Below are 12,349 nucleotides of genomic sequence, written 5' to 3'. Positions count from 1 at the left end.
GGGGCTGGAGGCGACGGGGGGCGACGGCGCGCGATGGCTGACAGCAGGCTGGTCCAGGGGCGGTACCGGCTGCTCGACCTGATCGGGCGGGGCGGCATGGGCGAGGTGTGGCGGGCCCGCGACGAGTCACTCGGCCGGCAGGTCGCCGTCAAGTGCCTCAAACCGCTGGGCCCGCACCACGACCAGGCGTTCACCCGCGTCCTGCGTGAACGGTTCCGCCGTGAGGCGAGAGTGGCCGCCGCCCTCTCCCACCGCGGAGTCACCGTCGTCCACGACTTCGGCGAGTACGACGGCATCCTCTACCTGGTGATGGAGCTGCTGAACGGCCGCAACCTCAGCCAGCTCATGGAGGACGACAAGCACCATCCGCTGCCCGTCGGCGACGTCGTCGACATCGCCGAGCAGGTCGCCGCCGCCCTCGCCTACACCCACCAGCAGGGCATCGTGCACCGGGATCTGAAGCCGGCGAACATCATGCGGCTCACCGACGGCACGGTGAAGATCTGCGACTTCGGTATCGCCCGCCTCGGCCACGACATCGGCTTCACCTCCCGGCTGACCGGCACCGGCATCGCCATGGGCACCCCGCACTACATGTCCCCGGAGCAGATCGGCGGCACCGAGGTCGACCAGCGCAGCGACCTGTACTCACTGGGCTGCGTCCTCTACGAGATCGCCACCGGGGCACCGCCGTTCGACCTCGACGACGCCTGGGCGATCCTCGTCGGCCACCGCGACACCCCGCCCGCCCCGCCGCGCAGCCACCGCCCCGAACTGCCCGGCTGGTTCGAGAAGGTCGTCCTCGACCTGCTGGCCAAGCGGCCCGAGCAACGGCCCTGTGACGCCAGGGAGCTGGGCCGCCGGATCACCTCCGGGCGGACGACACCCACCTACGTGCCCACCGTCGTCACCGCGCAGCCCCGGCTCCGGCCTGCGGAACCGGCCGCACGGGAGCCCCGGCTGCCGTCCTGGACCCGCGGTATGACCACCGGCCACAAGGCGATCGGCGCCGCCCTGGGCAGCACCCCGCCCGACCCCGGCGCCGGACTCACCGGCGAGTGGACCGCCCGCCCGGCCACCGGCGAAGCGGCACCGCTCCCGGCGGCGCCCGCCCCCTCCCCGGAGACCCTCGCCGCCCTCGCCGGCCGGCACAACGCCGGGCTCAGCCTGGGACGCCTCGGCCGCTGGGCCGAGGCCGGCGAGGTGCACCGCTCCGTCGCCGAGGAACGCACCCGCCTCCTCGGTCCCGGCCACCCCGACACCCTCGCCAGCCGCTACGAGATCGCCTTCACCCTCAGCCGCACCGGCCGCGCCGCCGACGCGCTGCGCGAGTACACCGAGGTCGCCGCCGCCCGGGAGCGCGCACTGGGCGCCGACCATCCCGACACCCTCGCCACCCGTCAGGAGACGGCGTACGTGCTGGGCCAGTTGGGCCGCCACTTCGACGCCCACCAGGTGTACACGTCCGTCCTCGCCGCCCGGCAGCGGCTGACCGGCCCCGACCATCCGGACACCCTGCGCTGCCGCCACAACCTCGCCTTCAACCTCAGCAGGCTGGGCCGCCTGGAGGACTCGTACCGCATGGCCCACGACGTGGCCGCGGCCCGCGCCCGGGTGCTCGGCCCGCTCCACCCCGACACCCTGGTCACCCGCTACGAAGTCGCCTACGCCCAGGGCCAGTTGGGCCGCTGGGAGGAGGCCCTGCAGACCTACCGCGAGGTCGCCGAGGCCCGCGGCCGCGCCCTCGGCGCCGACCACCCCGACACCCTCGCCGCCCGCTACGAGGTCGGCATCAGCCTGGGCCGCCTGGGCCGCAGCGCCGAGGCGCTCACCGTCTACCGGGCCCTGATCGACGACCGCACCCGCGTCCAGGGCCCCGCCCACCCCGAGACCCTGCGCGCCCGGCACGGCCTCGGCGTCAACCTCGGCCGCCTCGGCCGTTGGGAGGAGGCGCTCGCGGAGTCCCGCGACGTGTGCGCGATCCGCGACCGGGTCCTGGGCCCGGACCACCTCGACACCCTGGTCAGCCGCCGCGAGGTCGCGGTGAGCCTCGGCTGGCTGGGCCGCTGGCCCGACGCCCTGACGGAGTACCGGCGGGTGGCCGGCGCACGGGAGAGAGTCCTCGGCCCGGACCACCCGGACACCCTCGCCAGCCGCAACGACGAGGCACACTGCCTGGAGCAGCTGGGGCGAGGACCCGAGGCGGTGGAGCTCTACCGACGCGTGGCGGTACTACGCCAACAGCGCGCTTCCGGCGGACGGCTCTGAAAGCGCCCGGCCAGGGCGCGGGGCTGTGACATATACGCGGCTCCGCCGTGTGGGCGCGACCAGCCACCCACGCCCCGCAGGTCGAAACCGGCCCATCCCGCGGAGCGAACCGGCATGCCTCTTACCCGCCTAGATCATCATGTGTTACGAAGAACCATGCCCCCTGCCACCGAAGCAACCCGGAGCTACGACGCCATCATCGTCGGCGGCGGCCACAACGGCCTCGTCGCGGCGGCCTACCTGGCCCGGGCCGGCCGCACCGTCCTGGTGCTGGAGCGGCTGGGCCGCACCGGCGGCGCCGCGGTCTCCACCCGCCCCTTCACCGGTGTCGACGCGCGGCTGTCACGCTACTCCTACCTGGTCAGCCTGCTGCCGAGGAAGATCGTCCGCGACCTCGGCCTGGACTTCCGGGTCCGCGGCCGCACCATCTCCTCGTACACGCCCGTGGAACGCGACGGGCGGCCGACCGGGCTGCTGGTCGGCGGCGGCGAGCGGCGGATCCGCGAGGCGTTCGAACGGCTGACCGGGGGCAAGGCGGAGTACCAGGCCTGGCAGCGGTTCTACGGCATGACCGGCCGGGTCGCCGAGCGCGTCTTCCCGACGCTCACCGAACCGCTGCCCGCGCGTGCGGAGCTGCGCCGCCGGATCGACGACGAGGCGGCCTGGCGGGCCCTGTTCGAGGAGCCGATCGGGCTCGCGATCGAGGAGAACTTCACGGACGACCTGGTGCGCGGGGTCGTCCTCACGGACGCACTGATCGGTACCTTCGCCGACGCCCACGACACCTCGCTGCGCCAGAACCGCTGCTTCCTGTACCACGTCATCGGCGGCGGTACCGGCGCCTGGGACGTACCGGTCGGCGGCATGGGCGCCCTCACCGACGCGCTGGCCGCCGCCGCGCGCTCGGCGGGCGCGGTGCTCGCCACCGGGCACGAGGTGGTACGGATCGACACCGACGGGCGGGCCGCCGAGGTCGCCTACCGCACCGCGGACGGAGAGGGCGTCGCCGCCGCCCGGCACGTCCTGGTGGGCGCCTCCCCGCAAGAACTCGCCGCCCTCACCGGCGACCCGGCCCCGGAGCCCGCCGAGGGCGCCCAGCTCAAGGTGAACATGCTGCTCAAGCGGCTGCCCAGGCTGCGCGACACCGCCGTCGACCCGCGGGAGGCGTTCTCCGGCACCTTCCACATCGCCGAGGGCTACGGGCAACTGGCCACCGCCCACGCCCAGGCGGCGGCCGGCCGGCTGCCCGACGCCCCGCCGTCGGAGATCTACTGCCACTCCCTGACCGACCCCACGATCCTCGGCCGTGACCTGGCCGAACGCGGCTACCAGACGCTCACCCTCTTCGGCCTGCACACCCCGGCCCGGCTCTTCGCCGCCGACAACGACGCCGTTCGCGACGAACTCCTCAAGTCCACCCTCGCCCAGCTCGACGCCCACCTCGCCGAGCCGATCGCCGACTGCCTGGCCCTGGACGCCGACGGCCGCCCCTGCATCGAGGCGAAGACCCCCCTGGACCTCGAACGCGACCTCCGCCTCCCCGGGGGCAACATCTTCCATCGCGACCTCTCCTGGCCCTACGCCCAGGACGGCACCGGCCGCTGGGGCGTGGAGACCCGGCACGCCAACGTCCTGCTGTGCGGGGCGGGCGCGGTGCGCGGGGGAGGGGTGAGCGGGGTGCCGGGGCACAACGCGGCGATGGCGGTACTGGAACAGGGTGACGGCTGACCCCCGACCGGGACGCCGTCAAAGAATCTGACGGAGCATCAGAAAACCTCTTCCGTCGGCCGGGTGACTGCGGCATCCTGCGCCCATGCAGACGGAGCTGAGCAAGACCCTGGGAGTCGAGCACGCCGTCTTCGGCTTCACGCCGTTTCCCGCCGTGGCCGCGGCCATCAGCCGGGCCGGCGGCTTCGGAGTGCTCGGTGCGGTCCGCTACACCGCCCCCGACGACCTCAAACGCGACCTCGACTGGATCGAGGCGCACGTCGACGGCAAGCCGTACGGACTCGATGTCGTCATGCCCGCCAAGAAGGTGGAAGGCGTCACCGAGGCCGACGTCGAAGCGATGATCCCGCAGGGGCACCGGCAGTTCGTCCGGGACACCCTCGCCAAGTACGGCGTGCCCGAGCTGGCCGACGGCGAGGCGTCCGGCTGGCGCATCACCGGGTGGATGGAGCAGGTCGCCCGCACCCAGCTCGACGTCGCCTTCGACTACCCGATCCGGCTGCTCGCCAACGCCCTCGGCTCGCCGCCCGCCGACGTCGTCGACCGCGCCCACGACCAGGACGTCCTCGTCGCCGCGCTCGCCGGCAGCGCCCGGCACGCGATCAAGCACAAGGACGCGGGCATCGACATCGTCGTGGCCCAGGGCTACGAGGCCGGCGGCCACACCGGCGAGATCGCCACCATGGTCCTCACCCCGGAGGTCGTCGACGCCGTGGCACCGCTTCCCGTCCTCGCGGCCGGCGGAATCGGCAGCGGGCGGCAGGTGGCCGCCGCGCTCAGCCTAGGCGCCCAGGGAGTGTGGCTGGGCTCCATGTGGCTGACCGTCACCGAAGCGGACCTCTCCTCGCCCGCCGTGACCCGCAAACTGCTCGCCGCCGGTTCCGGCGACACCGTCCGCTCCCGCGCCCTGACCGGCAAACCGGCCCGCCAGTTGCGCACCGAGTGGACCGACGCCTGGGACGACGCGAACGGCCCCGGCACCCTCCCCATGCCCCTCCAGGGACTCCTCGTCGCCGAGGCGCTGACCCGCATCCAGAAGTACGAGGTCGAGCCCCTGCTCGGCACCCCCGTCGGCCAGATCGTCGGCCGCATGACCACCGAACGCAGCGTCCAGGCCGTCTTCGACGACCTCACCCGGGGCTTCGAACAGGCCGTCGACCGCATCAACCGCATCGCGGGAAGGAGCGGCAAGTGACCAGCACGCCCCCCACCGGATTCTGGGCCCAGGCCACGAGCGACCCCGACCGCAAGGTGCTCGTCGCACCCGACGGCGAGGAATGGACCGCCGGCCGCCTGCACGCGGCCGTCAACCAGCTCGTCCACGGACTCCGGGCCGCGGGCCTGGAGCGCGGCGACGCCTTCGCGGTCGTCCTGCCCAACGGCCCCGAGTTCCTCACCGCCTACCTCGCCGCCACCCAGGCCGGCCTGTACCTCGTCCCGGTCAACCACCACTTCGTCGGCCCGGAGATCGCCTGGATCGTCGCCGACTCCGGCGCCAAGGTGCTCCTCGCCCACGAGCGGTTCGCCGGCCCGGCCCGCCACGCCGCCGACGAGGCCGGCCTGCCGGCCACCCACCGGTACGCGGTCGGCGAGGTCGAGGGCTTCCGGCCGTACGCCGAACTCCTCGACGGACAGCCTGAGTCGGCGCCCGCGGACCGCGAGCTCGGCTGGGTCATGAACTACACGTCGGGCACGACGGGCCGCCCCCGCGGCATCCGCCGCCCGCTGCCCGGCAAACTCCCCGAGGAGGCCTACCTCGGCGGCTTCCTCGGCATCTTCGGCATCCGCCCCTTCGACGGCAACGTCCACCTGGTCTGCTCGCCGCTCTACCACACGGCCGTACTCCAGTTCGCGGGCGCGTCCCTCCACATAGGCCACCGCCTGGTCCTGATGGACAAGTGGTTTCCCGAGGAGATGCTCCGCCTGATCGACACACACAAGTGCACCCACACCCATATGGTCCCGACCCAGTTCCACCGCCTGCTCGCCCTCCCCGAGGATGTACGCGCACGCCATGACGTCTCCTCCATGCGGCACGCCATCCACGGCGCCGCGCCCTGCCCGGACCACGTCAAGCGGGCCATGCTCGACTGGTGGGGCCCGAGCGTCGAGGAGTACTACGCGGCCAGCGAGGGCGGCGGCGCCTTCGCCACCGCCGAGGACTGGCTGAAGAAGCCCGGTACGGTCGGCAAGGCCTGGCCCATCAGCGAACTCGCGGTCTTCGACGACGACGGCAACCGGCTGCCGCCCGGCGAACTCGGCACCGTCTACATGAAGATGAACACCGGTGGCTTCGCCTACCACAAGGACCGGGCCAAGACGGAGAAGAACCGCATCGGCGACTTCTTCACCGTCGGCGACCTCGGCTACCTCGACGAGGACGGCTACCTGTTCCTCCGCGACCGCAAGATCGACATGATCATCTCGGGCGGGGTCAACATCTACCCCGCCGAGATCGAGTCCGTGCTCCTCTCCCACCCCGCCGTCGCCGACGCCGCCGCCTTCGGCATCCCGCACGACGACTGGGGCGAGGAGGTCAAGGCCGTCGTCGAACCCGCCCCCGGACACGAGCCCGGCCCGGACCTCGCCGCCGCCCTCCTCGCCCACTGTGCCGGACAACTCGCCGGCTACAAGTGCCCCAAGACCGTCGACTTCATCGCCGAGATGCCCCGCGACCCCAACGGCAAGCTGTACAAGCGGCGCCTGCGGGACCCGTACTGGGAGGGCCGCACCCGGCCGGTGTGACGGGCCGGGGCCCCGCGCCTCAGGAGTGCGGCCGGTGCCGGGCCTTGAGGAACCCGGCGAGGCCGGCGGCATCGGTGCCGAGCTTGCGGTAGACGCTGGACAGCAGCTGCCGCACGCCCTGCTCGGTGAGGTGCAGCTCCTTGGCGACCACGCCCACCGCGTGTCCCTGGACGGTCAGTTCGGCGGTCCGCAGTTCCTGCGCGGTGAGCGTGTCGACCTGCGCGTAGCGCAACGGCAACGGCCGCAGCCCGGCCGCCGACAGCTCCGCCCTGGCCCGGGCGGCGAGCGCCTCGGCCCCGCAGTGCACGGCGCCCTCCAGCCCCTGGTAGAGCCGGTCGGCGGCGTCCTGGAGCCGGCCGCCCAGGGACAGCGCGGCACCGTGACCGATCTGCGCGCGGGCGAGTTCGTAGGCGGCCGGCGACTGCTCCAGCTGCTCGACGGCCTGCGCGTACAGGTCGACCGCGGCCGGCCCGCCGGTCACCTCGGCGAGTGTCTGCAGGGCCTGCCCCACGGCCGATGCGGCACCGAACTCCCGTGCCCTGCGCACGGCTTCCTCGGCGTGACCGAGCGCCTCCTCGGGAGCCGTGGGGGCGAGCGCGGTCGCGAGCCGCAGCTGCCACGGGCACCAGGCCGGGTTCCGCCAGCCGCGCGCGTCCAGCCACTCCCCGACGGCCGTCAACAGCCGCGCCGCCTCGGCGTGCCTGCCCTCGGCGAGGAGGAGTTCGGCGTAGACGGTGCGGGGGTCGGGGTAGATGACGGCGTTGACCGGTGCCGCGCCGAAGCGGTGATCGTCGGCGAATGCGCGTGCCTCGGTGACGCGCCCGCGGGCCAGCAGGGTCTTGATGAGAATGCTCACGCCGAACCACTGGGCGGCCACCACCCCGTCCACCTTGTCGGCGATCCGCAGTCCCTCCCGTACGGCCTCCTCGGCCTCTGCCAGGCTCCCACGGCGGTAGCGGATATACCCGGCGATGGTCTGGCCGAACGCCAGGTGGGACCCGTGCCAGCCCTTGGCCACGCATTCGGCGATCCCCTCGCTGAACAGCTCCTCGGCCCGTCGCGGCTGGTCGCCGTACATGTACACCAGGGCGACGGAAAGCGGGACCTCGAACCCCCGGTTCTCGTCGGTCCAGCTCATGCCGCCGTCCAGGGCCTTGTCGGCGTACGCGAGGGAGGTCTCTCTCGGTTCGCCGCGCATGGCCGCGTCCCAGGCCCGAAGTCCGAGGATGTACCGTTCCTCCAGGCTGCGGCCGGGCAGTTTGCCGGCCAGGCGCGCCAGCGTCCGGGAGCGGGTGGGCGAGTCGTGGTCGTCCGGCCGCACCATGCTCCAGACGAACTGATCGGCCTGCATCCGCAGTTTGACGCGGGGATTCGTGGCCTGCCGGGCCTCTTCGGCCGCCACGTTCACGGCCTCGGCGAGCTGATCGGTATGGGCCATGGCCGTGGTCAGCCGGTAGACGATGGAGGCGCGCAGATCCGGGTCGACGTGCGGCTGAGCCAGCGCCTGGCGCAGATGCCGCACCGTGGCCGTGGGTTCGATCAGGAAGGTGGCGCACGCGAGCTCGTGAAGGACCGCGGCACGGTCCTCGGGCAGGGGCGGTTCCTGCAGCGCGCGGGTCAGCAGGCGCCGTGCCGCCTCGGTGGCTCCGGCGCGAAGGTATTCGCGAGCGGCTTCGCGCAGGCACGCGACGGTCTCGGGCCGGTCCTCGCAGGGGACTTCCAGGAGGTGCCGGGCGGCCTTGGTGGGTCCGTAGCCCGCGGCGAGGACGGCCTGCGCCGCGGCGTTGTGCAGACCGGTCCGGAAGCCCGTGCGGATGGACCGGTAGATCGTCGTGGCGATCAGCGGGTGCACGAACTCCAACTCGCCCTCGTGGCCGTGCCCCTGTGCCAGGATCCGCGCCGCGCGCAACTTCTCGGTCGCCTCGGCGACGGCCTCGTCACCGAGCACGGCGATGGCTGCGGCGAGCTCCGGCGGGAACGGCGAACCCAGTACGGCCGCGGTCTGCGCGAAGCGTACGGTCGTGGTGCCGAGCCGTTCCAGGCGCTCGATCAGCCCCGGGCCCTTGATCGCGGCGGCCAGCTCGCGCATCGCGGGCAGGTCGTCGTCGGTGCCGCCCAGTTTCCGCTCCGCGAGTCCGATGGCCAGTTCCACCGCCTCGAAAGGGCTCCCGCCGGTGGCCGACCAGCATTCCTTGCAGAACCGGTCCCCGGCGGCCTCCCCGATCTCGTTCCTGACGATCTGCGCGACGCCCTCCGGGGTGAGCGTGGCCAGGTTGTGGGGGCGGCCCCAGTGGACTCCGGCGAGCGTGCGGAGCTCGCCCGCCTCGGGGGGCAGTTCGTCGGGCCGGTAGGTGACGACGATCAGCAGGGGGAGATCCTCGACCCGTGGCGCGAAGGATGTGAGCCAGCTCAGTGACTCGGGATCGGTCCAGTGGAGGTCGTCCAGGAGCAGGACGATGGGGGCCTTCTTCACCGTGAGGCGCGTCATGACCCAGTCGAGACCCTCGCGGACTCCGGTCGGGTCCGGGGCAGGGGCGGGCCCGGTGGCTTCGAGTCCGAGGACGGCGGCAACGGTGTCGTACCAGCTGCCCAGGAAGACGCGGAGTTCCGCCTCGTCCATCCGTGCCAGCGAGGGTTGCATCAACTGGCGTACCACGTGGAACGCCGAGCCCTGCTCCGTCTCGCTGCCCCTGCCCGACAGCACGGTGAACTTGTGTGCGGCGGCTCGGGCGCGTGCTTCCGTGACGAGTGCCGTCTTGCCCAGTCCGGCCGGCCCGGAGAAGGCGAGCAGCCCCTTGTTTCGTGTGCGCGGGACACCGTCCGTGGTGCGCCGCAATTCCCGGAATGCCGCGTCGAGGGCCTGAAGTTCCCGTCGGCGCTCGATCAAGGTCTCCTGGTCCGTGATCGGTTGCCGCGGCTCCGTCGCCATATGCCGTACCGCTTTCTTTCGTTCGGCCCGGGGAAAGCCGAGCGTACGCCTTGTTGCGGTGTGAGCAGGCCGGACTGAGTACTATCGGGTGAATCATGAACTGCAGAAGGGATAATGTCCGCCTATTGGGTAAGGGATGCTGAACGCCCCTCCCTCGGGTGCTATCGCGGGAGCCGCTACGTCGCGGCGGGCACCGACGCCACGTCCGCATACCGGGGTACGGATCGGCACCAGTGGTAACACCCGCGGATCCAGCCGATCATGCTCTCCACGTAGTGGGCGCCCGCGGGGCTCAACTCCGGTTCGACCACGGCATGGAGCCTCTCGAACTCGCGGATCGTGCCGTTGATCTGCCGGATGGCCAGGATGACGGCGGTCTGCAGGGAGCAGTGGTGTTCGCGCTGGTGGGCCAGGGCCAGGTTGATCATTTCGCCCGCGCGCTGTTCTTTCACCGCGGAGAACAGATCGGCTGTCCAGACCGCGGCGTCGGCCGAGAGCCGGCTGAGTTGCTCCACGGCTGGATGGTGGAGTTCCGCGGGGGACATCTCGTCCGACGCCGCTGCCTCGTACAGCGGGTAGAACGGCTCGACACCCGCGGTCAGCGACCGTATGGAGGTGCAGTCTCCCGTGCGCAGGCCGACGGGGTGGTCCTGGGCCACCGCTTCGTACAGCAGACCGTGCACGTATTCCCGGCTCTTCCAGGCCCATCGCGCGGCCTGGCCGGGTGTGCACCGTTCCCGGACCTGCCGGTACAGGTCGGTCAGTGCCGCTCCGAGCGGTGTGCTGGGCGCCCGGCCGTCCCGCAGAACCGCGATGCTCTCGCACAGCATGGGCACGAGCCTCGCCGGGGAGCGCCGGCCGATGTCCTCCGCCCGGTCGTCGAAGACGAACTGATAGGCGATCTGGTGGGCCACGATGCGCAGGAGTCCGGAATCCACGGAGGGGCTGGTGAAGGACGCGAGCTGGGCGGGGCGAGTTCGGGCGATCATCGCCGCCACGCCCGGTTCGGCGGTCAGCCCCCACGTACGCAGCCACGCATCCACACTGGCCGCGGCCTCCGGTTCATGGACGTTGCACCGGAACGGGAAAGGCATGTGCAGGCGGCTGTCGATGAGGTCCCTGAGACTGGCCTCCGCCGGTCCGTCCGCCACGCCGACCGCCACTTCCTCATGCGTTGCCGACACTGTGGTCACCTCCCGACCGGGAGCCCGGTACCTGTCGGGTGCAGACCGCGCGGCGCGGCAGCGGGGCGTGGGTCGACGACGTCGCCGGCGGCGGCCTGTGCGGACGTGTCTCGCGGATCATGACCAGTGAGCGCGGCCCCAGCGTGATCGCGGGGCGCGGTGGGCGTGGGACGTACCCGGGGAGATGGCGCAGGCGCACCCGGCCGGCGATGGTCGCGAGTGCCACGGTGACCTCCACCATGGCGAACTCGTCGCCGAGGCATTTGCGGTTGCCCGCGGCGAACGGCATCATCGCGCGCCGTTGCCCGGCGGTGGGCCGCCCCGGCAGCCAGCGGTCGGGGTCGAAGCGTTCGGGGTCGGGGAACGACGACGGGTCGTGGTGGAGGAGGTAGGGGCTGTAGAGCACGGTGGCTCCGGCGGGCAGCCGGCGTCCGGCGAGTTGCGTCTCCCGGGTGGCGACGCGGGTGAAGAGCCAGCCGGGGGACGAGTGCCGCAGCGTCTCGGAGACCACGCACCGGGTCCGGACGAGGTCCGGCAGGTCGTCGGGGCCGGGCCTGCGGCCGCCGGGCAGGACGGTGTCGAGTTCGGCGTGCAGGCGCTCTTCGGCCTCGGGATGGCGGGCCAGCAGGCTGAAGGCCGCGGCCAGGGTCAGGGCCGAGGTCTCGGCGCCCGTGAGCAGCAGGGTCATCAGGTGGTCGTGGATCTCACGGTCGGTGCGGGCGGCGGCTTCGCCGTCGCCGTGGGCGGCCGACAGCAGGGTTCCCAGGACGTCGTCACGCGCGGGGCCCCGGCGGCGCTCCGTGATCACCGCGTCGATGATCGCGTGCAGGCGGGCCAGCGCCCGCCGGTAGCGGCGGTTGGCGGGGGTCGGCAGCCGGAACAGCGCGTCGACCGGGACGACCGTGCGGACGAAGAGGCCGCGGACGACGTCGGCGAGACAGTCCCGGACCTGGGCGGCGGTCGTGTCGTCCAGCGAGTCGGAGAGCAGCACCCGGCTGATCACGCGGGTCGTGAGGGTCGTCATCGCCTCGGTGACCGGAACCGCCCGGCCCGCCTGCCAGCCCTCGCACACCGACTCGGCCTCCTCGGCGACGAGTTCCGCGTACGCGGCGGCGTGGGACGGACGGAAAGCCGGCTGCAACAGCCTGCGTTTGTCCCGGTGCGCGGGCTGACGGCAGGTGACCAGTCCGTCCCCCATCAGCTTGCCCAGCCTGTCGTACAGAGGGCCCCCCTTGTCGAAGGTGTGCGGGTCCATGAGCACCTCGTGGGCCAGCTCCGGGTGGCACACCATCCAGGCGCGCTGGGGGCCCAGCCGTATCTCGACCAGATCCCCGTGCGCGGGCAAAGAATTGAGAAACGCAAGCGGGCGACGGTATAAGGCGATACCGTGACCGAGGAGTGGGAATATGCCGGGAGCAGTACCTGCCGTCCACGTTCGTTTCTGTTCGGGCACAACACCCTTCATGGAAACCTCCTGCCCAGTACGACATGTGAA

Annotated in this window: 7 protein-coding genes; 4 read left to right on the top strand and 3 right to left on the bottom strand. The window is 72.3% G+C overall.

Annotated elements, in window-relative coordinates; genetic code table 11:
• Window positions 1-33 precede the first annotated feature (33 nt).
• The 4 genes from JF597_RS21965 (at window position 34) to JF597_RS21950 (ending at window position 6,741) form a co-directional block, all read left to right on the top strand.
• The gene (locus JF597_RS21965; protein WP_293997316.1) at window positions 34-2,268 is read left to right on the top strand and encodes a serine/threonine-protein kinase; all 2,235 of its coding nucleotides are present in this window, start codon (window positions 34-36) and stop codon (window positions 2,266-2,268) included.
• 156 nt (window positions 2,269-2,424) lie between these two features.
• Window positions 2,425-3,996, top strand: coding sequence for an NAD(P)/FAD-dependent oxidoreductase (locus JF597_RS21960; protein ID WP_293997314.1), 1,572 nt, complete (start codon window positions 2,425-2,427; stop codon window positions 3,994-3,996).
• 85 nt (window positions 3,997-4,081) lie between these two features.
• Complete coding sequence (locus tag JF597_RS21955; RefSeq protein WP_293997312.1) at window positions 4,082-5,191, top strand: nitronate monooxygenase family protein; 1,110 nt, start codon at window positions 4,082-4,084, stop codon at window positions 5,189-5,191.
• Window positions 5,188-6,741, top strand: coding sequence for an acyl-CoA synthetase (locus JF597_RS21950; protein WP_293997310.1), 1,554 nt, complete (start codon window positions 5,188-5,190; stop codon window positions 6,739-6,741). The genes JF597_RS21955 and JF597_RS21950 overlap by 4 nt, the downstream gene beginning before the upstream one ends.
• A 19-nt stretch (window positions 6,742-6,760) precedes the next feature.
• Here the strand turns inward: JF597_RS21950 and JF597_RS21945 are convergent, their stop codons facing one another.
• The 3 genes from JF597_RS21945 to JF597_RS21935 all read right to left on the bottom strand — a co-directional run bounded on the left by JF597_RS21945 (window position 6,761) and on the right by JF597_RS21935 (window position 12,319).
• Window positions 6,761-9,670: an AAA family ATPase gene (locus tag JF597_RS21945; RefSeq protein WP_293997307.1), complete on the bottom strand. Its 2,910-nt coding sequence runs from the start codon at window positions 9,668-9,670 to the stop codon at window positions 6,761-6,763.
• 176 nt (window positions 9,671-9,846) lie between these two features.
• Window positions 9,847-10,854, bottom strand: coding sequence for a (-)-alpha-amorphene synthase (locus JF597_RS21940; RefSeq protein ID WP_293997304.1), 1,008 nt, complete (start codon window positions 10,852-10,854; stop codon window positions 9,847-9,849).
• Window positions 10,838-12,319 carry a cytochrome P450 gene (locus tag JF597_RS21935; RefSeq protein WP_293997302.1) on the bottom strand — a complete coding sequence of 494 codons (1,482 nt, stop codon included), beginning with the start codon at window positions 12,317-12,319 and terminating at the stop codon, window positions 10,838-10,840. Before JF597_RS21935 ends, JF597_RS21940 begins: the two co-directional genes overlap by 17 nt.
• Between the last annotated feature and the right edge of the window lie 30 nt (window positions 12,320-12,349).

It is taken from the genome of Streptomyces sp. (assembly GCF_019510245.1).
Lineage (GTDB): Bacteria > Actinomycetota > Actinomycetes > Streptomycetales > Streptomycetaceae > Streptomyces.
Note: the sequence above shows the minus strand (reverse complement) of the source record. Positions and strands in the feature narration are given on the sequence as shown.

Coding starts and splice junctions, on each gene's coding strand:
- JF597_RS21965 (WP_293997316.1), top strand. CDS start 34: ATGGCTGACAGCAGGCTGGTCCAGGGGCGGTACCGGCTGCTCGACCTG.
- JF597_RS21960 (WP_293997314.1), top strand. CDS start 2,425: ATGCCCCCTGCCACCGAAGCAACCCGGAGCTACGACGCCATCATCGTC.
- JF597_RS21955 (WP_293997312.1), top strand. CDS start 4,082: ATGCAGACGGAGCTGAGCAAGACCCTGGGAGTCGAGCACGCCGTCTTC.
- JF597_RS21945 (WP_293997307.1), bottom strand. CDS start 9,670: ATGGCGACGGAGCCGCGGCAACCGATCACGGACCAGGAGACCTTGATC.
- JF597_RS21935 (WP_293997302.1), bottom strand. CDS start 12,319: ATGAAGGGTGTTGTGCCCGAACAGAAACGAACGTGGACGGCAGGTACT.